Source organism: Kribbella amoyensis, from assembly GCF_007828865.1.
GTDB classification, from domain to species: domain Bacteria; phylum Actinomycetota; class Actinomycetes; order Propionibacteriales; family Kribbellaceae; genus Kribbella; species Kribbella amoyensis.
Window position 1 is genome coordinate 300722 of record NZ_VIVK01000003.1, and the last position, 24224, is coordinate 324945.

The 24224-nt window shown below is 70.6% G+C and carries 27 protein-coding genes; 6 read left to right on the top strand and 21 right to left on the bottom strand.

Annotation, left to right across the window (positions count from 1 at the left end; all coding sequences use genetic code 11):
* Window positions 1–9 precede the first annotated feature (9 nt).
* The 8 genes from FB561_RS35390 to FB561_RS35425 all read right to left on the bottom strand — a co-directional run bounded on the left by FB561_RS35390 (window position 10) and on the right by FB561_RS35425 (window position 5943).
* Window positions 10–273: a phosphoribosyl-ATP diphosphatase gene (locus FB561_RS35390; protein ID WP_145814441.1), complete on the bottom strand. Its 264-nt coding sequence runs from the start codon at window positions 271–273 to the stop codon at window positions 10–12.
* Between the two features lie 77 nt (window positions 274–350).
* A complete protein-coding gene (locus tag FB561_RS35395; protein WP_145814442.1) occupies window positions 351–698 on the bottom strand; it encodes a sec-independent translocase in 348 nt (115 codons plus the stop codon).
* Between the two features lie 171 nt (window positions 699–869).
* Window positions 870–2147: a S1C family serine protease gene (locus tag FB561_RS35400; protein WP_238335317.1), complete on the bottom strand. Its 1278-nt coding sequence runs from the start codon at window positions 2145–2147 to the stop codon at window positions 870–872.
* A gap of 456 nt (window positions 2148–2603) precedes the next feature.
* The gene (locus tag FB561_RS35405) at window positions 2604–3671 is read right to left on the bottom strand and encodes a sigma-E factor regulatory protein RseB domain-containing protein (protein WP_145814444.1); all 1068 of its coding nucleotides are present in this window, start codon (window positions 3669–3671) and stop codon (window positions 2604–2606) included.
* Window positions 3672–3674: 3 nt separating this feature from the next.
* The gene (locus FB561_RS35410) at window positions 3675–4283 is read right to left on the bottom strand and encodes an anti-sigma factor family protein (RefSeq protein WP_145814445.1); all 609 of its coding nucleotides are present in this window, start codon (window positions 4281–4283) and stop codon (window positions 3675–3677) included.
* Window positions 4280–4975, bottom strand: coding sequence for an RNA polymerase sigma factor SigE (gene sigE / locus FB561_RS35415; RefSeq protein ID WP_202881023.1), 696 nt, complete (start codon window positions 4973–4975; stop codon window positions 4280–4282). The genes FB561_RS35410 and sigE overlap by 4 nt, the downstream gene beginning before the upstream one ends.
* Before the next feature lie 163 nt (window positions 4976–5138).
* The gene (locus tag FB561_RS35420; protein ID WP_145814446.1) at window positions 5139–5360 is read right to left on the bottom strand and encodes a biotin/lipoyl-binding carrier protein; all 222 of its coding nucleotides are present in this window, start codon (window positions 5358–5360) and stop codon (window positions 5139–5141) included.
* Between the two features lie 34 nt (window positions 5361–5394).
* Entirely contained in the window at window positions 5395–5943 is a 549-nt protein-coding gene (locus tag FB561_RS35425) for a CGNR zinc finger domain-containing protein (RefSeq protein ID WP_145814447.1), read from the bottom strand.
* 86 nt (window positions 5944–6029) lie between these two features.
* On the opposite strand from FB561_RS35425, the gene FB561_RS35430 reads away from it, so the two are divergent.
* Window positions 6030–7283: an MFS transporter gene (locus FB561_RS35430; RefSeq protein WP_145814448.1), complete on the top strand. Its 1254-nt coding sequence runs from the start codon at window positions 6030–6032 to the stop codon at window positions 7281–7283.
* A 117-nt stretch (window positions 7284–7400) separates the two neighbouring features.
* On the opposite strand, the gene FB561_RS35435 is transcribed toward FB561_RS35430, so the two are convergent.
* Entirely contained in the window at window positions 7401–8282 is an 882-nt protein-coding gene (locus FB561_RS35435) for an SIS domain-containing protein (protein WP_145814449.1), read from the bottom strand.
* Between the two features lie 101 nt (window positions 8283–8383).
* Between FB561_RS35435 and FB561_RS35440 the strand changes: the two genes are divergently transcribed.
* Together FB561_RS35440 and FB561_RS35445 are read left to right on the top strand one after the other, a co-directional pair.
* Window positions 8384–9166, top strand: a complete 783-nt coding sequence (locus FB561_RS35440; protein WP_145814450.1) for a DeoR/GlpR family DNA-binding transcription regulator — start codon at window positions 8384–8386, stop codon at window positions 9164–9166.
* 155 nt (window positions 9167–9321) lie between these two features.
* Window positions 9322–9996, top strand: coding sequence for an O-methyltransferase (locus FB561_RS35445; protein WP_145814451.1), 675 nt, complete (start codon window positions 9322–9324; stop codon window positions 9994–9996).
* A gap of 8 nt (window positions 9997–10004) precedes the next feature.
* On the opposite strand, the gene FB561_RS35450 is transcribed toward FB561_RS35445, so the two are convergent.
* The 9 genes from FB561_RS35450 to glgC are packed head-to-tail and all read right to left on the bottom strand — an operon-like array spanning window position 10005 to window position 18380.
* The gene (locus FB561_RS35450; protein WP_145814452.1) at window positions 10005–10328 is read right to left on the bottom strand and encodes a GlsB/YeaQ/YmgE family stress response membrane protein; all 324 of its coding nucleotides are present in this window, start codon (window positions 10326–10328) and stop codon (window positions 10005–10007) included.
* A 44-nt stretch (window positions 10329–10372) separates the two neighbouring features.
* On the bottom strand, window positions 10373–11098 hold the full coding sequence (locus FB561_RS35455) for an alpha/beta hydrolase family protein (RefSeq protein WP_145814453.1): 726 nt from the start codon (window positions 11096–11098) through the stop codon (window positions 10373–10375).
* Window positions 11058–12095 (bottom strand): amidohydrolase family protein, encoded by a 1038-nt coding sequence (locus FB561_RS35460; protein WP_145814454.1) that lies wholly within the window; start codon window positions 12093–12095, stop codon window positions 11058–11060. Before FB561_RS35460 ends, FB561_RS35455 begins: the two co-directional genes overlap by 41 nt.
* Entirely contained in the window at window positions 12095–12613 is a 519-nt protein-coding gene (locus tag FB561_RS35465) for a 3-hydroxyanthranilate 3,4-dioxygenase (RefSeq protein WP_202881024.1), read from the bottom strand. Before FB561_RS35465 ends, FB561_RS35460 begins: the two co-directional genes overlap by 1 nt.
* A 5-nt stretch (window positions 12614–12618) precedes the next feature.
* Window positions 12619–13047 carry a RidA family protein gene (locus FB561_RS35470; protein WP_145814456.1) on the bottom strand — a complete coding sequence of 143 codons (429 nt, stop codon included), beginning with the start codon at window positions 13045–13047 and terminating at the stop codon, window positions 12619–12621.
* Window positions 13044–14549: a 2-hydroxymuconic semialdehyde dehydrogenase gene (locus tag FB561_RS35475; protein ID WP_202881011.1), complete on the bottom strand. Its 1506-nt coding sequence runs from the start codon at window positions 14547–14549 to the stop codon at window positions 13044–13046. Before FB561_RS35475 ends, FB561_RS35470 begins: the two co-directional genes overlap by 4 nt.
* Window positions 14546–15856 carry an FAD-dependent oxidoreductase gene (locus tag FB561_RS35480; protein WP_145814457.1) on the bottom strand — a complete coding sequence of 437 codons (1311 nt, stop codon included), beginning with the start codon at window positions 15854–15856 and terminating at the stop codon, window positions 14546–14548. Before FB561_RS35480 ends, FB561_RS35475 begins: the two co-directional genes overlap by 4 nt.
* The gene (gene kynU / locus FB561_RS35485; RefSeq protein WP_145814458.1) at window positions 15853–17157 is read right to left on the bottom strand and encodes a kynureninase; all 1305 of its coding nucleotides are present in this window, start codon (window positions 17155–17157) and stop codon (window positions 15853–15855) included. The genes FB561_RS35480 and kynU overlap by 4 nt, the downstream gene beginning before the upstream one ends.
* Complete coding sequence (gene glgC, locus FB561_RS35490; RefSeq protein ID WP_145814459.1) at window positions 17154–18380, bottom strand: glucose-1-phosphate adenylyltransferase; 1227 nt, start codon at window positions 18378–18380, stop codon at window positions 17154–17156. The genes kynU and glgC overlap by 4 nt, the downstream gene beginning before the upstream one ends.
* Before the next feature lie 65 nt (window positions 18381–18445).
* On the opposite strand from glgC, the gene FB561_RS35495 reads away from it, so the two are divergent.
* On the top strand, window positions 18446–18982 hold the full coding sequence (locus FB561_RS35495; protein WP_145814460.1) for a GNAT family N-acetyltransferase: 537 nt from the start codon (window positions 18446–18448) through the stop codon (window positions 18980–18982).
* A 14-nt stretch (window positions 18983–18996) separates the two neighbouring features.
* Window positions 18997–20175 (top strand): glycogen synthase, encoded by a 1179-nt coding sequence (gene glgA, locus FB561_RS35500; RefSeq protein WP_145814461.1) that lies wholly within the window; start codon window positions 18997–18999, stop codon window positions 20173–20175.
* An 80-nt stretch (window positions 20176–20255) separates the two neighbouring features.
* On the opposite strand, the gene FB561_RS35505 is transcribed toward glgA, so the two are convergent.
* From FB561_RS35505 to FB561_RS35515, 3 genes are all read right to left on the bottom strand, one after another.
* Window positions 20256–21236, bottom strand: a complete 981-nt coding sequence (locus FB561_RS35505; RefSeq protein ID WP_145814462.1) for a type IV toxin-antitoxin system AbiEi family antitoxin domain-containing protein — start codon at window positions 21234–21236, stop codon at window positions 20256–20258.
* 169 nt (window positions 21237–21405) lie between these two features.
* Window positions 21406–22878, bottom strand: coding sequence for a leucyl aminopeptidase family protein (locus FB561_RS35510; RefSeq protein WP_238335318.1), 1473 nt, complete (start codon window positions 22876–22878; stop codon window positions 21406–21408).
* A gap of 191 nt (window positions 22879–23069) precedes the next feature.
* Window positions 23070–23237, bottom strand: coding sequence for a DUF3117 domain-containing protein (locus FB561_RS35515; RefSeq protein ID WP_012923066.1), 168 nt, complete (start codon window positions 23235–23237; stop codon window positions 23070–23072).
* Between the two features lie 164 nt (window positions 23238–23401).
* Here FB561_RS35515 and FB561_RS35520 point away from each other — a divergent pair, with 164 nt between their 5' ends.
* Window positions 23402–24220: a PaaX family transcriptional regulator gene (locus FB561_RS35520; RefSeq protein ID WP_145814464.1), complete on the top strand. Its 819-nt coding sequence runs from the start codon at window positions 23402–23404 to the stop codon at window positions 24218–24220.
* Window positions 24221–24224 lie beyond the last annotated feature (4 nt).

The window sequence follows — 24224 nt, forward strand, 5'->3', positions numbered from 1 at the left end:
AGGCGGCTCCTACAGATGTCGGTACACGTCGTCCAGGCTCAGGCCGAGCGCGTGCATCATCACCTGCGCGTGGTAGAGCAGCTGGCTCAGCTCCTCGGCGGCCCGTTCCTTGCCCTCGTGCTCGGCGGCCATCCAGGACTCGGCGGCCTCCTCGACCAGCTTCTTGCCGATCGTGTGCACGCCGGCGTCCAGCGCCGCCACGGTCCCGGATCCCTCCGGCCGTGTGAGCGCCTTGTCTCCCAGCTCGGCGAACAGCTCCTCAAACGTCTTCATCGCGGGCCCAGCCTAGAGGGCGCCCGGTAACGCCAGGTCAACAGGTCTCGCCCTCCGGACGTCGCGACCGGGACGGATCAGGTCGACTCGGGGTCGAACGGGGCGCGCTGGCCGACCGGGAGGCGTTGCGGGGAGTCGGCCAGGCCGTTCGAGGAGACCGGCTTGTCGTCGTCGTAGTCGTCGTCCATGCCCTCGAGCAGGTGCTTGCGGACGAAGCTGCGCGGGTTCAGGTCGCGGACGTCGAGGTCGGCGAACTCCGGGCCGAGCTCGTTGCGCAGGTCGTTCTGCGCGTTGTTGATCAGCTGCCGGCCCTGGCGCAGCAGCCGGCCCGCCGTCCGGACGAACTCGGGCAGCCGGTCCGGACCGAACAGGAGCACGGCGACGATTGCGATCACCACCAGCTCGAGAGGCCCGATGCCGAACATGTCCCCACCTTCTCCGGTCGCCCTGGTCTTGTTTTCAGCCCGTCTAGCACTGCACCGCGGACAGCGTAGCCCGCTCCTGGGGATCCCGCCCGCCGGGCCAGCAGTTCATCTCACGGAACAACCCGCCGGTGCCCGGATCCGGCCGGATCCGGGCACTCGCGGGGCCTTGGTTCAGCCGATCTGCGAGCCCAGCGTGACGTTCGCCTGCCGCGGCCGGCCGGCCCGTTCGTAGTCCAGCCGGACCGTCTCGCCGGGGCGATGGGTCCGGATCGAGACGATCAGCGCCTCGGCCGAGTCGACCAGCTTGTTGTTGATCTTGGTGACCACGTCACCGGTCCGCAGCCCGGCGCGCTGGGCCGGGGACCCCGGGTTGACCTCGCCGACCCGGGCGCCCTCGCCCTCGAACCGCAGGTCCACGTTCGCGCCGATCACCGGGTACGACGCCTTGCCGTCGGCGATCAGCTGCTGGGCGGTCCGGCGGGCCTGGTCGATCGGAATCGCGAAGCCGAGGCCGATGTTGCCGCTGCTGCCCTCCTCGGCGCCGCGGACGGTGGCGATCGCGGAGTTCACCCCGATCACCCGGGCGTTCATGTCGACCAGCGGGCCACCGGAGTTGCCCGGGTTGATCGCCGCGTCGGTCTGCAGCGCGTTGATGTACGAGATCTCGCCCTCGCCGCCGGCGGTGACCGGGCGGTTCTTCGCCGAGACGATGCCGGAGGTGACGGTCCCGGCCAGGCCGAGCGGCGAACCGATCGCGACCACGTCCTGGCCGACGATCGCCAGGTCCGACCGGCCGAACTGCACCGACGGCGCCTTCAGCCCGCTCACCTGCACCACGGCCAGGTCGTACGCCGGGGAGCGGCCGACCAGCCGGGCCGTCGTGCTCGCGCCCTGCTGGGTGACGACCTGGATCGAGCCGCCCTTGGCCGCGGCCGAGACGACGTGGTTGTTGGTCAGGATGTGGCCGGCCGTGTCGATCACGAAGCCGGACCCGGTCGCCTTCGAGTTGTCGGCGCCCTCGACCTTCAGCTGGACCACGCTCGGCAGCAGCGTCTGGGCGACCGCCGAGACCGAGCCGCTGCGGATCTTCGGGTCCGCGCCGGTACCGACCGGCGGGCCGGCCGGCTCCTCGATCGGGCCGCGGTTGTCCAGCGCCACCACGGTCGCGGCCGCCCCGGCACCGGCGACCAGGCCGACGATCAGCGCGACGATCGCGGCGATGGTGATGATCCGGTTGCCCTTCGGCGGCGGCCCCGGCGTGTACGCGCGGGCCTGCTGCTGGTGCCAGTCCACGGGCGGCGGCGGGACGTACGCGGGCTGGTACGTCGGCCAGGCCTGGCCCGGGTACACCGGGCGGAACGGCTCCTCCGGCTGCCCGAAGCTGCGCTGCGTCATCGACCGCTCGGACTGCCGGTACTGCGCGGTGCCTCCCGGGGGCGGCAGCGGCATGGCCCCGTTGCTCACCGGAGGCGGCGCCAACGCGGAGACCGCGGGCGATCCCGCCGAGGCGCCGGCCGCGCTCCCGCTCTGCGGTCCCTGCGGCGCCTGCTGGCCGGTGTGCGGTGCCTGCGGTCCCTGCGGGCCGGTGTGTGGTGCCTGCGGGCCGGTGTTGTCGGTGGTACGCCCGGCGTCAGCGCCTCCGCCCGCTACGCCTGGTGCGTGATCGCCGCCGGTCGTGGTCCCGGGATCGGTGGACCCGGGCTCGGCGGGGGGCGGTACGACAGGTCCTGCGGTGGGCCGGTCGGTGGGAAGCTCACGGGTGGGTTCCGGATCTGCCGGATCTCGCGGCATCCGCACGGTCGGCTCGGCGTCATCCCAGCTCACGGTGCCCGCCTCACGTAGTCGTCGTCGTGGTCGTGTCGGCGGAACCTCACCCAGGGTGCCGGCGAGAGGCTCCGGGTCCGATTATCCCAGTTTCCACGAGAGCGCACTCATCGGAGTGAGCCAGGTGGCCATCCGGGCCAGGCCGGTCCCCATCCGTTCGAGCGCGGTGAGCTGGGGTGGCTGCTGGTGCGGGAACGCGGCGACGACCTTGTCCATCAGGTCCGAGGGCAGGTCGCCGACCACCGTGTAGACGATGCCGCCGGACGACCACACGGCGTACGAGGGCATCCCGTACCGGACGTGGACGCCGGGGATCGCGCCGGCCGAGTACCCCTGCACGGCGGCCGGGTCGAGGGCGCCGCGCTGCTCGAAGACGGACACGGTGAACAGGCCGTCGGAGTACGAGAACTGCAGTGACCCGGACGCGCTGTCCTGGTGGACCTCGTACAGCTTGAGCGACGCGGGCAGGTCCGCCGCGCAGGTCCAGCCCTGGGAGCGCAGATCGCCGACCTGGCCCATCCCCACCGTCTCGGTGTCCCCTGGGGCCATCGGCGGCAGGTGCCCGAGGAACTCGGACGTGTCGATCGACAACTCGGTGAACACGGTCGCCCGGACCAGCGTGCGCCCGTCCGCGCTGAACAGCTGCCGCTGCAGGAGCAATCCGCTCGCCTGGTCGATCCAGAACCGCGCGGCCAGCGTCTGGTCGTCCCGCAGCGCCTCGACCAGGACGGCGACCCGACCGATCGTCTCGGTGCAGCACTTGTACGCCAGCTGGTACGTCGACTTCAACAGGTCGAGCGGTCCCCCGTCGACGGCCGGTCCGGCCCCGTGGGCGGCGCGTTGCACGAACGACTTCGCCCCGGGCGCGGACGACGAGCCGACCACGCTGATCTCGGTCCCCTGCGACGCGGCGTGCACGATGCCGAGCATCGCCGAGCTGGACCCCTGCGGTCCCCACGCGGTGATGATCTGCGTGCCGTGGTACGAGATCCGCTCCGGAGCCAGCGCGGCGCGTTCGAGCCAGCTGACGGCGGACGGCGAGTCCTCCCGCGAGGACGTGGGTGCGGGAGCGGCGACCGCGGTGGGCAAGGGCAGGCCGAGACCGATCAGCGCGGTGCCGACCAGCACGGCGAGCCGGGAGAGGCTCACAGCTCAGCGTCCCGTCAACGCCACCGGCTGGTACGACGGTGGCAGTCCGGCGAACCCGGTGCCGTTGTACCCGTTCAGCAACGCGACCGGGTCGGCGAACGGGCTGCCCGTCGTCGTCGCTGCGTGGTCCGCCGAGAAGCTGGCCACCGGCGGCTGCACGATCGGCGGCTCCTCGCCGCGGGCCGGGTCACCGAGGACGAAAGCAGTACCGAGCAGGGAGGCGACCGCTGCCGCCGAACCGGCCGCACCGAGCACCCCGGTACGACGGCGCGAGCGCGGCGTGGACCTGGTCCCCGGCCGGGTGGCGTCGTTGCGGGCCGCCGGGAACGCGGACCGTTGCGGGCTGAGCGAGACGACCGGCGTCACCACCGAGCGGACCTCCTCGCGCGGCTCCAGCGAGAACGCGGGGACGCCCATCAGGCGCTGCATCAGGTCGTCCGACGGGCCGGGCGCCTCCAGGGCGGCCAGCTGGCCCTTCAACCGGCGCTGCGCGTCCACCTCGGCGCGGCAGGAGTCGCAGCCGACGAGGTGACTCAGCACCTTGTCCCGGGAGTCGTGGTCGAGCTCTCCGTCGACGGCGGCGCTGAGCCGGTCCAGCGGGTGCGAGGTCACCGGTCGTCACCCCCGCCGAACAACGGCGCGTCGACGGGTGGGCCGCTGATGCGCGAGTGGCCGGACCGTGGTGCGCGGTGCTCGAGGTGCTTGCGCAGCATCGAGCGGCCGCGGTGGATCCGGCTCCGGACGGTCCCGAGCTTGACGCCCAGGACGTCGGCGATCTCGTCGTAGGTCATGCCCTCGATGTCGCACAGCACGACCGCGGCCCGGAAGTCCTCGGGCAGCTGGTCCAGCGCGTGCTGCACATCGTGGTCGAACTGGCCGGAGTCCAGCTTCTCGGCCGGGCCGGCGCCCTTGGCCGGCAGCCGGTCGTGCGCATCCTCGGGCAGGCCGTCGAAGCGGATCCGCTGCTTGCGCCGGGCGCCGTCGAGGAAGAGGTTCGTGGTGATCCGGTACAGCCAGCCCTCGAACGTGCCCGGGGTGTAGCCGGACAGTGAGCGGAACACCCGGACGAAGACCTCCTGGGTCAGGTCCTCGGCGTCGTGCTTGTTGCCGGTCAGCCGGTACGCGAGCCGGTAGACCCGGGCCGAGTGGGTCCGGACGATCTCGTCCCAGGACGGCAGTACGTCGGGCTGGTCCTGCGGCTGCTGCCGCGGCGGCTGCTGGACCGGGGCAGGGATGACGGAGGTGTCGACCGGCTTCACGGCAACGCCTCCCTGGGTCCTCTCGGCAACGAGCGTGACCACCATGGTGCCGCGTTCACCGTCCTCTGCGCACGTCGGGGACACCCGGGCTGAACCCTGAGATGCCGGTACGTCCGGACCAACGGTGCACGCGGACGGGAAGTTCCCCGGTGGTTTCCGCCTGCTTCCAGTAGACGCCCGCGTCGGCGCCTCCGGTTGGCAGTGTGGCCTATTTCTCCTCGATCACCGCGATCGGGTCGCCGTCGCGGACCACCTCGCCGGCCACCACCTTCACCTCGACGATCGTCCCGGCCACCTCGGCCAGCACCGGGATCTCCATCTTCATCGACTCCAGGATGACGAGGGTGTCCTCCGGGCCCACCGTGTCGCCGGCCTGCGCGGTGACCTTCTGGACGTTCGCGACCAGCTCCGCCACGACGGTGTGACTCACGGTGCCTCCACTCCCTGGATGATCGGTGCCGATCCTAGGACTTCTCCGCCCCGGCCTGGCGGGCCCGGTACGACGCCACGCGGGTCCGGCTCGCGCAGGTCGGCCCGCAGTACCGCCGGGGTCTTCGCTCGGCCTGGTTCGCGAACACGCGCTCGCAGTCAGGCGCGGCGCAACCGGCCAGCGCGGCGAACCCGTGACCGGCCGCAAACCCGGCCAGCCCGAGCGCCGTCTGGGCCGCGAGCCACTCCGGCCACCCCGCCTCGGGCCGGGCCACGTGCAGGTGCCACGGCGACCCCTCGTGGTCGGACAGGTACGGGCGGACGGCGTACTCGGTCAGCAGGTCGTTGAGCGCCTTCGCGGCCACGGCCGGTTCCTCGTGGAACACCGGCCGCAGTCGCTCCCGGACCTCGCGGATCTCGTCGAGCTCGGCCTCGTCGATCGCGATCGGCTCGGGCTCGCCGTGGTCCAGCAGGAACCGGCGCACGTCGTCGGGCGTGACGAGCTGCTCCGGCTCCAGCGTCTTCGTGTTCACCAGATCCACCGCCAGCCGGACCAGCCGATCCGGCGTCTGCAGACTCTCCACCGTGCCTCCTTCCCAACTGGCGAAAGCGTAACGCCTTTGTTAGCGTAACGCGTAACTTACTGCTTTGCGTTACAGGGGGCATCGGAATGCGCGAACTGCTCAAGCTCCGCGGGATGCCGTCGTACTACTCCGCCGCGACACTGGCCCGCCTCGGCGACGAGATGGTCGCGTTCACGCTCGTCCTGCTCGTCCTCGACCGCACCGACAGCCCGGCGCTCGCGGGTGCGACCGGAGCGGCGTACGCGTTGCCTGCAGTACTCACTGGGCCGTTGCTGGGCGCGTGGCTGGACCGCACCGCCCATCGCCGGATCGCGCTCGGCGTCAATCAGGCGGTCCTCGGCGCGGTGATGCTGACGATGCTCGCCGTCGTCGGCCATACCCCGTCCTGGGTCACGCCGGCGCTCGCCGCGATCGCGGGGACGACGCTGCCGATGGTGAGCGGCGGCTTCACGAGCATGCTGCCGTCCCTGGTCCCGGCGAACTTGTTGCCCAAGGCCAACAGTTGGGAGGCGGCCAGCTTCGGCGCGGCCACGATCACCGGCCCGGCCGCCGCGGCCACCCTCGCGGCCGCCGTCTCGGTCGAGGCCGCCGCGACGGTGATCGCGGTGACGGCCACGGCCAGCATCTTCGCGATCGCGCGGCTGCCCGCGTTGCCGGCGGCGATCGCGGCCGGCGACCGGGACCCGTTCGCGCGGTCGGTGGTCGAGGGACTGCGGCACCTGGCCCGGACGCCACCGTTGCGGGCGTCGACGGTCACGACCACGGCGCTGATGGGGATGATCGGGATGCTGCTGATCACCCTGCCGCTCCACATGGCGTCCGTGGGCGCACCGAAATCGGCGGCCGGGTACCTGTGGACCGCGGTGGAGTTGGGCAGCGTGACCACGGCACTTCTGCTCGGCCGACTACAGACGCGGTGGCGACCGGAGTACGTGGTGATGGCGGCGTGCGCGGGGTACGGCCTGGCGATGACGACGTGGCCGCTTGCTTCCAGCTTCGCGGTGCTGCTGTTGCTGGCCGCGGTGGCCGGGCTGGTGGAGGGGCCGATGTTGCCGGCGATGTTCGCGGCCCGGCAGGTCTACAGCCCGGTGGCGTTGCAGGGCCGCGTGAGTACGACGGCAGCCAGCCTCCGCGTCGGAGCCGCAGCCCTCGGCCAAGCCACCGCCGGCCTCCTGGTCCCAGCAATCGGCACCCGAGCAGCCCTCCTCACTATCGCCCTCGGCCTGATCACCGCCGCAGCCCTAGGCACCCTCACCACCCTGCGCCCCGCCCCGACCCGGCGACCCACGCCCCATCCGCACGACCGAGCCGGGACTGCAAACCCCCACCCGGGACCGTGACCACCCACCCGGGACCGTGAACACGTCCTGCACTGTCCCGGGCCCCCGGTTGGTGACCCAAGACCCCGGTTGGTGACCCAGGTGCCGAGAGGGCGACCGCGGCCCTGGTCGAGGTGGTCAGTCGAGGATGACGGAGCGGCTGAGGCTTCGGGGCTGGTCGGGGTCGAGGCCGTGGGCGAGGGACTTGGCGACGGCGACTCGTTGGGCGATCACCAGGGACGCCATCGGGTCGAGGTCGGCGTGGTGCACGATCGTGGCGCCGGTGGCGGCGACGTCGTCGAGGAAGCCGGCCGGGGCCTCGCCGAAGAGCCAGACGCCGCGGCCGGGCTGGGCGATCGCGATCGGGCCGTGCCGGTAGTCCATCGCCGGGTACGCCTCGGTCCACGCGGACGCCGCCTCGCGCTGCTTCAGGCCCGCCTCGTGCGCCAGGCCCACGGTCCACCTGGTCCCGACGTAGGTGACCTGCTCCAGCTTGGCCAACTCGTCCACGTCCACCGTCAGCGCGGACTCGGCGTCGGTGGCGGCCTGGGTGAGGTCCTGGCCGAGGGACGCCCGCAGCAACGCCAGCGTCGTGGTCGCGAACCGGGTCTGGACGACGGACTGCTCGTCGGCGAAGTCCAGCAGGATCGTGGTGTCGGCCAGCTCGGTGATCGGCGAACCCGGGGTGGCCGTGATCGCGATCGTGGGCACCGTGGTCCGGCGGATCAGCTCGAGCACCTCGGTCGTCGTGCCCGACCGGCTGATCACCACGATCGCGTCGTACTGGCGGCCGTAGGCGAACTCGGATCCGGCGAACGCGTCGGTCTCACCCTGGCCGAGGTCCTCGCGCAGCGCGGCGTACGCCATCGCCATGAACCAGGAGGTGCCACAGCCGACGGCGGCGACCCGCTGTCCCGGCTGCGGGAGTGCGCCACCGTACTGCGCGAAACCGGCCGAGACTTGTCGCCACAACGCCGGCTGGGTGGCGATCTCGGTGCTCACGAAGGGGGTGTCGGTCATGTCGTCTCCGGAGATGTAATGGTCGAAACTGCTCGAACGTGATCGAATGGTGCCAACCGACCAGCGGTCGGCTGACTGATTCTGTGAAGGAGGAGCGCTGGGTGAAGCGTTATGAACGGCTGAACACACTGCTCGAGTCGCTCGCCGAGAAGGGCGCGATCGACGTCGACGAGCTCGCCGACCAGCTGCACGTGTCCGCGGCCACGATCCGGCGCGATCTGGACCACCTCGGCAAGCAGCAACTGCTCACCCGGACCCGGGGCGGCGCCGTCGCGAACGCGGTCTCGTACGACCTGCCGCTGCGCTACAAGACTGCGCGTTTCGCGTCGGAGAAGCAGCGGATCGCGCAGGCCGCGGCCACGCTGGTCCGCCGCGGCATGGTGATCGGCATGAACGGCGGCACCACGATCTCCGAGGTGGCCCGGACGCTGGCGACCCGGCCGGAGCTGTCCGCCGAGCACGGCGAGCCGGCCTTCACCCTGGTCACCAACGCGCTGAACATCGCCAACGAGCTGATCGTCCGGCCGCACGTCAAGATGGTGCTCACCGGTGGCGTCGCCCGGCCGCAGTCGTACGAGATGATCGGCCCGCTGTCGCACCGGATCCTGGCCGACCTGTCCCTCGACATCGCCTTCCTCGGCGTCGACGGGATCGACGAGACCGGCGCCACCGCCCACCACGAGGGCGAGGCGAACATCAACCAGCTGATCGTCAGCCGGGCCTCGAAGGTGGTCGTCGTCGCCGACTCCAGCAAGCTCGGTCAGCGCGCCTTCGCCCGGATCTGCGAGCTGAGCGAGATCGACACGCTCGTCACCGACGCCCAGGCCGACGAGAGCCAGCTGGCCGTGTTCAAGGAAGCCGGGATCGACGTCATTCGCGCCTGATCCCCCGTCTCGTCGCACTCGGCACCTCCCTCAGGTGATCCCTGCCTCATCACGGCGATCATATCTGACAAATGGGAGCGTGTTCTGAACAAGACTGCGCAATCTTGGCGCGGGAGGCAGGGAACGCGGCCCGGGGGACGCTAGGCTCAGGCCAGATGAACACCGCAGCGGCAGGAAAATGGGAGGGCATCATCGCCACCGGCATCGACTCCGCGTCCTGGGCGTACGCCGAGGACTACACCGGTGAGGACGACGTCGTCGCCGGTGCGCGAGCGAGCGCCGACGACAGCGGGGTGTCCGCGATCGGCCCCGGCGCCGCCGCCGCGCTGACCGTGCTGGCCGCCGCGGTCGGCGCGAAGTCGGTCGTCGAGATCGGCACCGGGACCGGGGTGTCCGGCCTCGCCCTGCTGCGCGGCATGCGCCCGACCGGCACGCTGACCACGGTCGACCTGGACGCCGAGAACCAGCGGCTGGCCCGCAAGACGTTCCTGGACGCCGGCATCCCGTCGAACCGGTTCCGGCTGATCGCCGGCGCCGCTCTGGACGTCGTCACCCGGCTCACCGACGGCCACTACGACCTGGTCTTCTGCGACGCCGACAAACGCGAGTACACCGCGTACCTGCACGAGGCGCTGCGGCTGCTCCGTCCCGGCGGCGTGGTCGCGTTCGACAACGCGCTGTGGGAAGGCCGCGTCGCCGACCCGTCCCGCCGTGACCCGGACACCCAGGCCATCCGCGACCTCATCCGCGCGATCCGTGAGGACGACGACCTCGTCTCCGCCCTCCTCCCCTGCGGCGACGGCCTCCTCACCGCCGTCAAGCGCCCCTGACGGCGAGCTCACCCCGGCGGACGTGATCCGCCGTCCCCAGAAGGCGGCGGTGGTGACGTGCTCTGCCGGCGGCGCAGGAAGTACCCGGCGATCGCGATCACGATGAGCGTGCCGATGATCGCGCTGAGCAGCCCGCCCCAGTCGAAGATGTCGGTGTCCCCGATCCCCAGTCCGAGCGTGAAGATGACGTAGCCCAGCAACGCGCCGGCCAGCCCCAACCCCAGCGAGACCGCCCACGACGTCGGCCCGCTCATCCCCCGGAACGCGTCCCGCGGCATCAGCATCCGCGCGATCACACCACAGACGAATCCGAGCAGCAGTGCTCCCACCATGATGTCCCTCCCCCTTTCCCCGAGCGTAACGCCAGGGCGGGGGGTCAGCTGGTGAGTCTGGTGAGCTCGGTGATCAGGACGTGCCAGGGCTCCTCGGACTCGGGGTCGATCAGTTCGTAGTGGCCCTTCTCCGGGAGCAGATGGAGACGGGCGGTCGGGTGGGCGCGCAGGTACGCATCGGTGACTTCGAGGGGTACGCGCTGGTCGGTGGCACCGTGGATGATCACGATCGGCGCGATCGCGGCCGGCAGGGTGGCCGGGTCGAGGTCGGTGCGGGGCTCGTCGCCGGCGAAGTCGCGGACGGCGCCTTCGTCGAGGTTGAGCTTGTCGGCCAGGGCCAGGTCCGCGACCGGGGCCAGCGCGACGACACCGCGGAGGCGGACCGGGTTCAGGGTGGCGGCGGCCCAGAGCGCGAGGTGGCCGCCGGCCGAGTGGCCGACCAGGACGTACCCGGCGTGCACGTCGAGCAGGTCGGGCAGCCGGTCCAGGGCGGTCCGGATGTCGGTGGTGGTGGCGTCCGGGTTCCCCGGCTCGCGGCGGTACTCCAGGGAGGCCACGGGCCAGCCTTCCGCGGCCAGCGCCTCGCCGAGCGGGCGGGCGTGGGTCCGGTCGTACTCCGGCCGCCAGAACCCGCCGTGGACGATCACCACCAGCGGGCGGTACTCCTTCGCGTGCCAGACGTCGATCACCTGGTCCGGGTGGTCGCCGTAGCGGAGCTCCTCGTCGGGCTCACGGGACTCGCGGGTCAGGACGGAGCGGTCCTCGGTCATGCAGACCTCCGATAAAACGCATCGCGTTCGTGGACAGCAGTTTGTGCTGCTGTCCATCGGACAGGAAGTCGGCCGTTCGCACCACCTTTCCGACCGGTCGCTCACCGAGGGGATACGGGTAGTCACTGCCCACGATCAGCTGGTCCTCACCCAGAGTATCCACCAGCAGCCGCAACGCGGCGGACTCGAACACCACCGTGTCGACGAAGAACCGGTCCAGATAGTGGCTCGGGGCATGCATCGACGCACCCCGGACCACGTCGCCGCGGCGGTGCCAGGCGTTCTCCAGCCGGCCCAGCCAGAACGCGAAACTCCCACCCCCGTGGGCGAAACAGATCCGCAACGACGGCGGCAACCGGTCGAACGCGCCGCCGAGGATCATCGCCAGCACGCTGAGATGCGTCTCGGCCGGCATCCCGGTGAGCCAGCGTGCCATCCACCGGTCCAGCCGCGGACCGCCGGGCATGTCCCACGGATGGACCAGTACCGGCGCCCCGACCTCGGCGCAATGGGTGAGGAAGGCAACGATCCCGGCGTCGTCCAGGTCCCGGTCGCCGACGTGGTTGCCGATCTCCACCCCGGCATGTCCGGCGGCCAGGCAACGATCCAGCTCGGCGCAGGCGGCGTCCGGATCCTGCAACGGCACCTGGCAGAACGGGATCAGCCGGTCGTCACCGGCCAGTGTCTCCAGGGTCAGGTCGTTGAAGATCCTGGCCAGCTTGACCGCCTGGTCGGCCGGCCGGTCGTAGCCGAAGAACACCGGCGTCGGCGACACCACCTGAAGATCGATGCCGTCGGCATCCATATCGGCACGCCGGGTGGCCGGATCCCAGGTCTGCGGGCCGATCGGGCGGAACTCGGTCGCGCCGATCATGATCATCGCGGCCCGTTCGGAGTCGATCCGCAGCCACGGCCAGCCGTCGCCCCCGCAGGCCGCGGCCAGGTCCGGCCAGCCCTTCGGGACCAGGTGGGTGTGGACGTCGACGGTCGGCGGCATCAGCCCTTGCCAGGGTGCAGGGTGCCGCACTCCGGGCAGGTCCGCGCGTCCTCACTGGCGTAGAAGGCGTTGAACACCGGCGGCAGGTCCGCCACGATGTCGGTCACCTGCAACTCCACCTCGTGCACGACACCGTTGCAGTTCGCGCAGTACCAGCGGAACTTCTCCAGCGTGCCCGCTTCCCGGACCCGCTCGATCACCAGGCCGATCGAGTCCGGCCCACGCTGCGGGGAATGCGGCATGTTGCGCGGCAGTACCCACATCTCCCCTGCGTTGACCTCGACCGTCGCGGGGCCGTCGTCGGTGATCACGTTGATCCTGAGCTCGCCCGAGATCTGGTAGAAGAACTCCTCGTACGGGTCGACATGGAAGTCGGTGCGCTGGTTCGGTCCGCCGACCACCATCGTGATGAAGTCGTCCCCGGTCGGGAACATCTGCTTGTTGCCGACCGGCGGCTTCAGCAGATGCTTGTTCGCCTCGATCCAGCCCGGGAAGTTCGTCGACTCCAGGTTGACCATCTCGCTCACTCCTCCTCGTCGGAACCGTCCGGGATCGCCGCGACGGCTTGGATCTCGATCAGCAGCTGGGGATGCGGCAGCTGATGGACTGCGACCGTGGTCCGGGCCGGCCCGCTCTCGTCGAAGAACTCGCCGTACACCTCGTTGTACCCGCCGAAGTCGTTCATCGACACCAGGTACGTGGTCACGCTGACCAGGTCCTCCAACCCGGCCCCCACCGCGGCGAGGAGGTCCCGGATGTTCTCGAGGACGGCCCGCGTCTGCTCCCGGATGTCGAGCGTCACCGTGCCGAACTCGTCCGCCGAAGCCCCGGCGATCGAGTTGTCCGGCCGCCGGCTCGAAGTCCCCGAAACGAAAGCGAACCCACCCGAAACCTTCACATGCGGAAACCGCCCCCGCGGCACCGCCTTCCCCACCACCACTTTCGAGGTCATGACAGCTCCACGCAGACGTTGGTGAGTTCGGAGTAGAAGTCGAGGGAGTGGGTGCCGCCTTCGCGGCCGAGGCCGGAGAGTTTGGTGCCGCCGAAGGGGGTTCGGAGGTCGCGGAGGAACCAGGTGTTGACCCAGACCAGGCCGACGTCGAGGGCGGTACCGGCTCGGTGGGCGCGGCCGACGTCGCGGGTCCAGACCGTGGCGGCCAGGCCGTACGGGCTGTTGTTGGCCTGGGCGAAGGCCTCGTCCTCGGTGTCGAACGGGGCGACGTGGCAGATCGGGCCGAAGATCTCCTCGGTGGTGGTGCGGGCGTCCGGGGGCAGGCCGGTCACCACGGTCGGTTGCACGTAGCAACCGTTGTCACGGGCGTCGCCGAAGCTGGGTACGCCGCCGCCGGCCAGGACCGTGGCGCCTTCGGTGCGGGCGAGGTCGTAGTAGCCGAGGACCTTGTCGCGGTGTTGCCGGGAGATCAGCGGCATGTTCACCGTCGACTCCTCGGACGGCCAGCCGAAGGTGAGGGCGTCCGCGCGGAGGGCGAGCCGCTCGCAGAACTCCTCGTACACCGGGCGTTCGACGTACAGCCGCTCGGTGCACAGGCAGACCTGGCCGCCGTTGGTGAACGTGGACCGGACCGAGCCCTCGATCGCGGCGTCCAGGTTTGCGTCGGCGAAGACCACGCCCGCGTTCTTGCCGCCGAGCTCGAACGAGACCGCCTTGACGCCGTCCGCGGCCGCCTTCGCGATCGCAGTCCCGGTGGCGGACTCGCCGGTGAAGGTGATCGCGTCGACGCCGTCGTGCCGGGTCAGGAACTCACCCGCCGAGGCGGGGCCGAAGCCGTGCACGAGGTTGAAGACACCCGGTGGTACGCCGGCCGCGGCCATCGCCTCGGCGAGCACGGTCGCGGACGCCGGGGTCTCCTCGGACGGTTTCACCACCACCGCGTTGCCGCAGGCAAGCGCCGGGGCGACCTTCCAGGTGAGCAGCAGCAGCGGGAGGTTCCAGGGGACGATGATCGCGACCACTCCAGCCGGTTTGCGGACCGCGTAGTTGAGCGCGCGCCGTCCGTCGGGGAGCACGGTGGTGTACGACTCGGTGGGCGTCGTGGTCGCGAAGTCGGCGAACGCGCGGAAGTTGGCGGCCCCGCGCGGGATGTCGAGCGTGCGGGCTTGGCTGATCGACTTGCCGGTGTCGCCCACCTCGGCCGCGACCAGATCGTCGAACCGGCGCTCGAGCTCGTCCGCGACGTCCCGCAGGACGGCGGCGCGCTCCTGCTCGCTCATCCGTCCCCACGGGCCGTTCAACGCGGTCCGGGCGGCGGTGACAGCGGCGTCCACGGTCGCCTCGTCGGCCTCGCAGACGTCGAAGAGGTGCGCACCGGTGACGGGACCCAGCTTCGGGAACGTCGTACCGGTCTCGACGAACCCGCCGTCGACGAAGTTGCGCAGCAGCCCCGGTGAAGAGGACTCACCGGACAACAACTCGGGACGCCAGAGGGTGGTCATCTTCTCCCCCACTTCCTGAGGGCCGTGCTGATCAGTCCGACCCCGATTCCGGCGGCGACCACACCGAGCAGCTGGTGTTGGCGGCGGGTGCGCGTCCGGACCTCGGCGTACGGGGTGGTGGTGAAGGAGACCAGTTCGTAGCGGGAGACGTAATGGCCGGGGAGGAGGCGTTCCAGGGTGTGTTCGATCTGCTTGCCGAGGCGGAAGACCGGGGACGCCACCTTGTCGCGCATCTCGACGAAGTTCGCCAGCGCCATCTCCGCGATCGCCTCGGTGTTCTCCCGTCGGCGGGCCTCGAACAGCGGCAACGACCTGGCCCACGATCCGCCGGTCGCGTCCAGGCAGCGGTCCAGCTCGACCACGTCCTCGAAGGCACAGTTCGCGCCCTGCCCGTAGAACGGCACGATCGCGTGCGCCGCGTCGCCGATCAGCGCGGTCCGGCCGTGCGCCTGCCACGGGCTCGCGTGCACCGTCCCGAGCACGCCGACCGGGTTGTTCAGGTAGTCCTCCACCAAACCCGGTGCCATCGGCAACAGATCCGGGTAGTGCTCGGCGAAGTACCGTTCGATCGAGGCCGGCGTGGTCAGCGCGTCGAACGAGCCGGCCGGCCAGAACAAGGTACAGGTGAACGAGCGGTCCGGATTCGGCAGCGCGATCATCATCGACGTACCGCGTGGCCAGATGTGCAAGGCACCCGGGTCGAGCGCGAACTCCCCGTCCCGCGCCGGGATCGAGAGCTCCTTGTACCCGTAGTCGAGGAAGTCCACGTCCTCGGTCAGCGCGCTCTCGGCCAGCAGCTGACCGCGGACCGCCGACCCCGCGCCGTCGGCCCCGAGCACCACGTCCGCCGTCGTCTCCACCCGACCGGCCGGGGTGTCGAACACCAACGCGCCCGCCTGCGAATCCAGGCCGACCAGCCGATGCTCGAACACCACGTCCACGCCGGGCGCCTTCGCGGCCGCGTCCAGCAAGGCGTTGTTCAGCGCGCCGCGGCTGATCGAGTTGATCGCGCGGTCCCGGGTCGCGGAGTACGGCTGGAAGTCCAGCGGACCCTCGACCGGGTGGATCATCCGGCCCTTCATCGGCAGCGCGTCGGCCATCACCTGGTCGACCAGGTCGATCCGGCGCAGCGCGTCCAGGCCGCGTTCGGAGATCGCCAGGTTGATCGACCGGCCGCGCTCGGCCTGGCCGGTGCGCGGGTCAGGACGCCGCTCGTACAACGTCACCCGGACCCCGCGACGGGCCAGGAAGCAGGCCAGCAGACTGCCGGTCAGCCCGGCTCCGACGATGGCGACGCGCTCGCTCATGCGTTCACTCCCGCGCTCTTCGGGACCACCTCGGCCAACGCCGTCACGGCCCGCCAGCAGTCGTGGTACGACGAGTACAACGGCACCGGCGCCAGCCGCAGGACGTCCGGCTCCCGGGTGTCCGCGACCACGCCGTACTCGTACCGCAGCCGCTTGGCCACCTCCCCCGCACCGGCCGGACCCGCGATCCGCAACGACAGCTGGGCCCCTCGTCGCTCGGGATCGGCGGGCGTGATCACCCGCAACGGCCGCCCTGGCGTGATCCCGCCGAGCAACCGCTCCAGGTACGCCGTGAGCCGGGCACTGCGTTCGCGAAGGACCCCGATGCCGACCTGGTCGAACAGCTCCAGCGACGTCCGGACCGGGCTCATCGAGAAGATCGGCGGGTTCGACACCTGCCACGCGTCGGCGGACTCCGGCGGCCGCGACTCCGCCGCCATCTCGAACCGGGTCGCCGCCTCGGTACTCCACCAGCCCTCGAACCGTGGCAGTCGCGCGTCGCCCAGATGCCGCTGGTGGACGAAAGCGCCCGCCAACGCGCCCGGGCCGGAGTTCAGGTACTTGTACGAGCACCAGGCCGCGAAGTCGACCTCCCAGTCGTGCAGGCACAACGGCACGTTGCCGGCGGCATGCGCCAGGTCCCACCCGACGACGGCGCCCGCTTCGTGCCCGGCGGCCGTGATCGCGGGAATGTCCATCAGCTCGCCGGTCAGGTAGTTCACCCCGCCGAGCAGGACCAGCGCGACCTCCTCGTCCAGCCGCGCGATCACGTCCGCGGTCCGCAGGCAGTCCTCGCCGTCGCGCGGGGTCAGCCGGACCACGGCGTCGTCGGGATCGTGGCCGTGGAACCGGGCCTGCGAGCGGACCGCGTAGCTGTCGGACGGGAACGCCGAGTCCTCGATGACGATCCGGTACCGCTCGGCGGCCGGGCGGTAGAACGAGACCATCAGCAGGTGCAGGTTGACGGTCAGCGAGTTCATCACCACGGTCTCGCTCGGCAACGCACCGACCAGCCGGGCCGCCGGACCGGTCAGCAGTTCGTGGTACGGCAACCAGGGCCGGTCGGCCTCCAGGTGACCCTCGACGCCCAGTTCCGCCCACGCGTCCAGGTCGGCGAGCAACTCGGCCGGGGTCGCCTTCGGCCGCAGCCCGAGCGAGTTGCCCGCGAAGTACGCGACCTGCGGGTACGGGCCGCCGGCCGCGGGTGGGACGTCGAAGAGGTCACGGTGTCCCGGGTCGGCCGCGTCCAGCGCCAGCGCCTCCTGCTCGCCGGCGGTCCGGGTGGGCTCGTCCGGGGTCACGACTCGATGACCTGCGCCTTGCCGAGTACGGTGACGCCGCCCTTGGACACGGTGAACCCGCGTTCGCGGTCCCGGTCCGGGTCGACGCCGATCTGGCAGCCGTCCGGGACGACGACGTTCTTGTCCAGGATCACGTTGCGCAGCACGGCGTTCGCACCGATCTTGCAGTTGTCCATGATCACCGAGCGCTCGATGGTGGCACCGGCGCTGACGATCACGTTCGAGCCGAGTACGGAGTGGTCCACGGTGGCGCCGGACACGACCGAGCCCTGGCAGACGATCGACTCGCCGACGGTCGCGTTGTCGGTGAACTTCGCGCCCGGCAACTGTGGGTGCGAGGTGAAGATCGGCCAGTCCGAGTTGTACAGGTTGAACACCGGCTGGATCGAGACCAGGTCCATGTGCGCCTCGTGGTACGAGTCCAGCGACCCGACGTCGCGCCAGTACGAACGGTCCCGGTCGAGCGCGCCGGGCACGTCGTTGTCCTTGAAGTCGTACACCCCGGCCTTGCCCTCGGCAACCAGCATCGGGACGATGTCGCCGCCCATGTCGTGCCGGGAGGCCGGGTTCGCGGCGTCCTTGCGGAGCGCCTCGACCAGCACGTCGGCGCTGAACACGTAGTTGCCCATCGACGCGAACGTCTCGTCCGGCGAGTCCGGCAACCCGGGCGGATCGGCCGGCTTCTCCAGGAACTCCTCGATCGTGTGCCCGTCCTCGCCGGTCTTGATCACGCCGAACTCGGTCGCCTCGACCCGCGGGACCCGGATCCCGGCGACGGTGACGCCGTTGCCGCGGGCGAGGTGGTCGGCGACCATCTGGGACGCGTCCATCCGGTACACGTGGTCGGCGCCGAACACCACGATGATGTCGGGCTTGTGGTCGTTGATCAGGTTCATCGACTGGTAGATCGCGTCCGCGCTGCCCTGGTACCACTGCGGGCCGAGCCGTTGCTGGGCCGGGACACAGGTGACGAAGTTGCCGAGGAACGTGGACATCCGCCAGGTCACCGTCACGTGCCGGTCCAGCGAGTGCGACTTGTACTGCGTCAGCACGCACAGGTTGCGGTAGCCGGCGTTCACCAGGTTGGACAGGACGAAGTCGATCAGGCGATAACTGCCGCCGAACGGTACGGCCGGTTTGGCCCGGTCCGCCGTCAACGGCATCAGCCGCTTCCCCTCGCCGCCGGCCAGCACGATTCCGAGAACTCTGGGCGCCTTTGCCATGTCCGCACCTTAACCGCGCATCCCCCTCCGCATAAGACGGTTGCGAGTGTCGCGACACTAGAGGTATGCCAACACTCGTCGAACCGACCACCGCTGTTCACCGTTCCTTCCTCGCTGCTTGGGACGAGTTGGAACCGCAGGAGGAGCGGTGGATGGGTGCCCGGGGCCTGTGGGAGGACTGGACCCGCGAACAGGTGGAGGATCCGGCCGAGTTCGCCCGCCTGATCGAGGCGATCCGGAGCGAGGCACGGCCCGAGACCGAGATGCCGGCCGACCTGGTCCACCAGACCGTTCTGTGGTTCGTGGAGGACGACGAGTGGCTCGGCCGGTTGTCGGTCCGGCACCGGCTCACCCCGCACCTGCTGGAACTGGGCGGCCACATCGGGTACGTGGTGCGGCCGTCGGCGCGGCGCAAGGGGTACGCGACCCAGATGCTGGTCCAGTCGCTGCCCTACGCGGCCAAGCTCGGCATCGATCCGGCCCTGGTGACCTGCGACAACGACAACGTCGCGTCCCGCAAGGTGATCGTGGCGGCCGGCGGCGAACTGGAGGACGAACGGCACGGAAAGCTGCGTTTCTGGGTGCCCACCCGGCTGGTCTGACTTATCGTCGGCTCATGAGAGTCGCGATCCTGACGCGGGAGTTCCCACCGGACGTGTACGGCGGGGCGGGGGTGCACGTGGACTTCCTGGTCCGCGAGCTGCGCCGCCTGGTCGACGTCGACGTGCACTGCATGGGCGAACCACGCCAGGGGGCCACCGCGCACTCCGAGGACGACGAGCGGATGCCGGCCGCGAACGCCGCACTCCGCATCCTCTCCACGGATCTCACCATGACCGCGGCGATCGGTGACGCGCAGCTCGCGCACTCGCACACCTGGTATGCGAACATGGCCGGCCACTGGGCGAAACTGCTCTACGACGTACCGCACGTGGTGACCGCGCATTCGCTGGAGCCACGGCGCCCGTGGAAGGCGGAGCAGCTCGGCGGTGGGTACAGGCTGTCGAGCTGGGCCGAGCGCACGGCGTACGAGGCCGCGGACGCCGTGGTCGCGGTGAGCCGGGGCATGCGGGACGACGTGCTCGACTGCTACCCGTCGATCGACCCGGCCAAGGTGCACGTGATCTCGAACGGGATCGACGCGGACTTCTACCGCCCGGACCAGGCCACCAACGTGCTGGAACGTCTCGGCGTGGACCTGACCAGGCCGTACGTCACGTTCGTCGGCCGGATCACCCGGCAGAAGGGCGTCCCCCACCTGCTCCGGGCAGGTCTCCAGCTCGACCCCTCGGTCCAGCTCGTCCTGCTCGCCGGAGCCGCCGACACCCCCGAACTCAAGGCCGAGACCGACCGCCTGATCGACGACCTGAAGGCGGCCCGCGACGGCGTCTTCGTGGTCTCCGAGATGCTCCCGCGCGAAGAGGTCCGGCAGGTCCTGACCCACGCGCTGGCCTTCTGCTGCCCCTCGATCTACGAACCCCTCGGCATCGTCAACCTGGAGGCGATGGCGTGCGAGACGGCCGTCGTGGCGAGCGCGGTCGGCGGCATCCCCGAGGTGGTCGACGACGGCGTCACCGGCACCCTGGTCAGGTACGACGAGCAGGACCCGGTCGGCTTCGAGCGAGACCTGGCCGCCGCCGTCAACCACCTGGTCGCCAACCCGGCCCAAGCCGAAGCCCAAGGCAAAGCAGGCCGAACCAGAGCAGTCCAAGAGTTCAGCTGGGACGCCGTAGCCGACCGAACCGTAAACCTCTACAACAGCCTGCTCGGTGACGTCCGGCCGGCTTCGGGGTAGGTGCCTCAGTTTGGTGGGCTGACCCACCGGACGGCGGGTCAGCTCACCGTACGCGGTTAGCCATCCCACACCGCGGTGGGTCAGCCTGCGAGAGGGGTACGGCGGGAGCGGGTGAACGCGCCACGGATGCGCATCGCCGTGCGAACGGGGTGATCGAGGTCGCTCCAGGTGATTCGCACGACCTGCAGGCCCCTGGCGCGAAGGCGATCCTCCCTCAGCTTCTCCCGGATCAGGATCCCGCGTGACTGATCGGCGTACTTCATCATGCCGTCGAACTCGACGACCGTGTCCTCGTCCGGGAAGAGAAAGTCGACTCTGCCGATCGGTCCCGCGTCATCCTCGAACACCGCCTGGAGCGTCGGCACGGGCAGGCCTTCGGTGCGCATCAGCACCCGGAGACGGGACTCACCCACGGATTCCGCGAGCGGATCGGCGAACGCCAGCGCTGAGCGGATCGTCGGACCGCCGGCCCAGTGCTCGGTCAGCTCGAGCAGGCGCCGCAGTTCTTCGTGATCGAAACGGGGGTGCCGCATCGCTGCGTCCGCGCTCACGACAGCTGCCTCGAACGAGCCCAGCGCGGCGGTTTCGACGGTGGCTCGTGCCAGCGAGGTCACTGCCAGCCCGTCGATCTCCGCAATGTGCTGAGGATCGAGCGTGCCTCGATGGTGCCGCACGCCGGCCTTTACGCCGCAGCGACCCGTCGTACGCGTGAGCTGAGCCTCGCGGAGATCGGCGCGCCAGATCGGTACACCATGCAGGATCAGCGCCGAGTGATGACTGACTATCGCCGTTCCGCGCTTCATCGAGTTCACCGCGGCGTGGACGAGCTGTCGATGGTGGAAGATCTGCCGGTCCCACGGTGCCATCCCGCTGAGATCGACACGCTCGGCGTACTGTCCGTACCGGATTCGCACCCACCGGCCATCCGCCAGCCGCTCACGAATCTGCTCGACGGAGTAGCCGGCATCGGCAGCTTGCCTGCTGCTGACCACGCCACCTTGCCGAGCCGCGACTCGCCTCAATTCCGGATTCACCCGAACAGCATCGCGCCCCTCCCCCACCTGCCGCTCCCCGTTCCCCGTCCCCTGTGGACAACGCCTCGTTGGTCAGCACACCGGACTGTGGGTTGGCTCACCGGACTCCGGCTGGCCAACCCCTCATCGGGTGGGTCGGCCCACCCGAGGTGGCTCATCGGGGGCAAACCGCGTTCTTCCGGCCCGCTGTTGCCGCTTAGGCGAGGCCTGCGGTGGGGGTTTCGGAGGTTAGCCAGGTGGTGAGGAGGCGGGCTCCTGCTCCTGTTGCGCCGAGGGTGTACTCGTGTTCGTCGCGGGGGGACTCGGCGATGCTCGAGAGGTCCAGGTGGGCCCACGGGATGTCGCCCGCGAACGCCTTGAGGAACAGGGCGGCCGTGATCGAGCCCGGGCCCTTGGAGCTGTTGACGGAGTCCGCGATCGGGGTCGAGATCAGGTCCGCGTACTCGGCCGGCAGCGGCATCCGCCACAGGCGCTCGCCCGACACCTCACCGGCCGCGGTCAGGTTCGCCGCCAGGGTGTCGCTGGTCGCGAAGAGGCCGCCGTACAGCATCGAGCCGAGGGAGACCTTGATCGCGCCGGTCAAGGTCGCGATGTCGACGATGACGTCCGGCTTCAGCTCCTTGACCGCGTACGCGAGCCCGTCGGCGAGCACCAGGCGGCCTTCGGCGTCGGTGTTCTTCACCTCGGTGGTGCGGCCGCCGTAGTGCCGGATCACGTCGTCCGGCCGGTACGCCGTGCCCGACGGCATGTTCTCGGCCGCGCAGACCAGACCGGTGACCCGGACCTTGGCGCCGAGTTCGCGCAACGCCGCCATCGTCGCGATGACCGAGCCACCACCGGTCATGTCGCGCTTCATCGACACCATGCCCTCGCGCGGCTTCAGCGACAGGCCGCCGGTGTCGTACGTGATCCCCTTGCCGACCAGCACGACGTACGGCGTGTCGTCGCCGGCGCCGTCCGGGACGTAGTCGAGCCGGACGAACCGCGGCGGCCGGGTGGAGCCCTGGCCGACCGCGAGGATGCCGCCGAACCCGTCCGCGGCGAGCTTCTTCTCGTCCCACACCGTCACCTTGAGACCGCCGTGCCCGGCGAGCTCGGTGGCCCGGGCGGCGAGCCAGGCCGGGTCCTTCTCGTTCGACGGGGTGGTGGCGAACTGGCGGGCCAGCCAGCCGGTGCGGCCGACCACGACGCCGCGCGCGACCGCCTCGGTCCGGTCGGCGCTGGAGCCGTCGGTCACGGTGACCCGCTCGACCACCGGCTTGCCCGGGTCGACAGTCTTGCGGTGGAACGTGAACGACCCGAGCACCAGCCCCTCGGCGAACGCCTGGAGCGCGTCGTCATCGATGCCTTCGGCAACAACCGTGGTGAGCTCGGCCTTGCCGCGGCCGAACCGCGCGATCGCGGCCCCGGCGTGTCGCAACGCGGCCGCCGACCCGTTCCCGGCGCCGACCAGCAGCACCTCGGCCACCTCGCCGGCCAGCAGCGGGTACGTCGCGGTGACGCCGGCCGCGGTACTGAACCCGGTGTCCGTCTGCGCCGTCAGCAACCGGTCGAGGTCGACCCCGAGCCGCTCGCCCGTCTCCTGCGCGGCGGCCGGCAGCCCGGCCTCGCCGACCACGACGACCCAGCTACGGGCACCGTGCACAGGGAGCCCCGGCTGCCAGGTCACGGCCGGCAGGGTGGGAAGGACTGTCTTGCTGGTGCGGCGAGCCACTGGATGACCTCACTGGAGTTTGATCAAAAACTGCCTGACTGTGTCCGGGCAACCGTAACGACCCCGGCCGGTGCCGCAGCAGGCACCCACCGGGGTCGTCCAATGTCAAAAGGTGCGCCGGCGTGGGAGCACCCCGCGGAGACGCTTCAGCCCACTACGGCCTTGAGCGCGTTCCCCAGCTCGGTCGCCTCGTCGGCGTTCAGCTCGACGACCAGCCGGCCGCCGCCCTCGAGCGGAACCCGCATCACGATTCCGCGGCCCTCCTTGGTGACCTCGAGCGGACCATCGCCCGTCCGCGGCTTCATCGCCGCCATGCGCGCACCCCTTCCCTCATCGGTTTTGAGCGACGACACCGCGCGGTCTGCCGTCGCCGGCGCCCACGCGGTGATGCGCCGTCGGCGCGTATCGCAGTGTTTATCGCCACCCATTATCCCCGATCACAGGCCGAAGCCGTGCACCATACGGCAGACTCGGGGGCGTGCACGCCCGTTCGGCCCTTTTCGACCTGTACGGCGACCACCTGCGCGCCCGTGGTGCGCGCGCCCCGGTGGCCGCTCTGGTACGCCTGCTCGCACCCCTCGGAGTGCAACCACCCGCGGTCCGGACGGCGGTGTCGCGGATGGTCCGGCAGGGCTGGCTGGAGCCGGTCCGGACCGACGGCCAGCCGGGGTACGCGTTGACCAGCCGGGCGCGTCGCCGGCTCGACGACGCGGCGGTCCGGATCTACCGGACGCAGGCCGCGCGCGGTGCCGCCGAGGAGCCCGCCGACCGACCTGGCGAGTGGGACCGGCACTGGCATCTCTGCATCCTCCGCGAGGTACCGAACGCCCGCCGCCGTGAGCAACTGGCGAGCCAACTTTCCTTCCTGGGTTGGGCTCCGCTGTCCGACGGGGCCTGGGTCGGGCTGCGCGACGACGCCGAGGTGGACCAGATCCTCGCCGTCGAAGGACTCACCGCGGACCGGTTCCGGGCACCCGTCGACGAAGGGGCCACGGAGTTCGCCCGGCGGGTCTGGCGCCTCGACGACCTCGGCGCGGCGTACGACGCCTGGCTGATCGAGGCGAAGGCCCTGGCCGAGCGCGCCGGCGACGACGTCAGCGACGAGCAGGCGTTCGCCGTCCGGTCCGAACTGCTGCACGAATGGCGCAAGTTCCTGTTCGTCGATCCGGGACTGCCGGACGACCTGCTGCCCGACGACTGGGCCGGCACCAGGGCCGCCGCGTTCTTCGATTTCCACGCCCAACGACTGGGCCACGCGGCCGGGCGTTTCGTGGACGACTGCCTGACCGTTCACTGATTTT

Excerpts from the sequence above, each read along its gene's own strand:
- FB561_RS35390 (WP_145814441.1), bottom strand. The coding sequence starts at position 273 with ATGAAGACGTTTGAGGAGCTGTTCGCCGAGCTGGGAGACAAGGCGCTC.
- FB561_RS35395 (WP_145814442.1), bottom strand. The coding sequence starts at position 698 with ATGTTCGGCATCGGGCCTCTCGAGCTGGTGGTGATCGCAATCGTCGCC.
- FB561_RS35400 (WP_238335317.1), bottom strand. The coding sequence starts at position 2,147 with ATGCCGCTGCCGCCCCCGGGAGGCACCGCGCAGTACCGGCAGTCCGAG.
- sigE (WP_202881023.1), bottom strand. The coding sequence starts at position 4,975 with ATGGTGGTCACGCTCGTTGCCGAGAGGACCCAGGGAGGCGTTGCCGTG.
- FB561_RS35430 (WP_145814448.1), top strand. The coding sequence starts at position 6,030 with ATGCGCGAACTGCTCAAGCTCCGCGGGATGCCGTCGTACTACTCCGCC.
- FB561_RS35435 (WP_145814449.1), bottom strand. The coding sequence starts at position 8,282 with ATGACCGACACCCCCTTCGTGAGCACCGAGATCGCCACCCAGCCGGCG.
- FB561_RS35445 (WP_145814451.1), top strand. The coding sequence starts at position 9,322 with ATGAACACCGCAGCGGCAGGAAAATGGGAGGGCATCATCGCCACCGGC.
- FB561_RS35450 (WP_145814452.1), bottom strand. The coding sequence starts at position 10,328 with ATGGTGGGAGCACTGCTGCTCGGATTCGTCTGTGGTGTGATCGCGCGG.
- FB561_RS35455 (WP_145814453.1), bottom strand. The coding sequence starts at position 11,098 with ATGACCGAGGACCGCTCCGTCCTGACCCGCGAGTCCCGTGAGCCCGAC.
- FB561_RS35460 (WP_145814454.1), bottom strand. The coding sequence starts at position 12,095 with ATGCCGCCGACCGTCGACGTCCACACCCACCTGGTCCCGAAGGGCTGG.
- FB561_RS35465 (WP_202881024.1), bottom strand. The coding sequence starts at position 12,613 with ATGGTCAACCTGGAGTCGACGAACTTCCCGGGCTGGATCGAGGCGAAC.
- FB561_RS35470 (WP_145814456.1), bottom strand. The coding sequence starts at position 13,047 with ATGACCTCGAAAGTGGTGGTGGGGAAGGCGGTGCCGCGGGGGCGGTTT.
- FB561_RS35475 (WP_202881011.1), bottom strand. The coding sequence starts at position 14,549 with ATGACCACCCTCTGGCGTCCCGAGTTGTTGTCCGGTGAGTCCTCTTCA.
- FB561_RS35480 (WP_145814457.1), bottom strand. The coding sequence starts at position 15,856 with ATGAGCGAGCGCGTCGCCATCGTCGGAGCCGGGCTGACCGGCAGTCTG.
- glgC (WP_145814459.1), bottom strand. The coding sequence starts at position 18,380 with ATGGCAAAGGCGCCCAGAGTTCTCGGAATCGTGCTGGCCGGCGGCGAG.
- FB561_RS35495 (WP_145814460.1), top strand. The coding sequence starts at position 18,446 with ATGCCAACACTCGTCGAACCGACCACCGCTGTTCACCGTTCCTTCCTC.
- glgA (WP_145814461.1), top strand. The coding sequence starts at position 18,997 with ATGAGAGTCGCGATCCTGACGCGGGAGTTCCCACCGGACGTGTACGGC.
- FB561_RS35515 (WP_012923066.1), bottom strand. The coding sequence starts at position 23,237 with ATGGCGGCGATGAAGCCGCGGACGGGCGATGGTCCGCTCGAGGTCACC.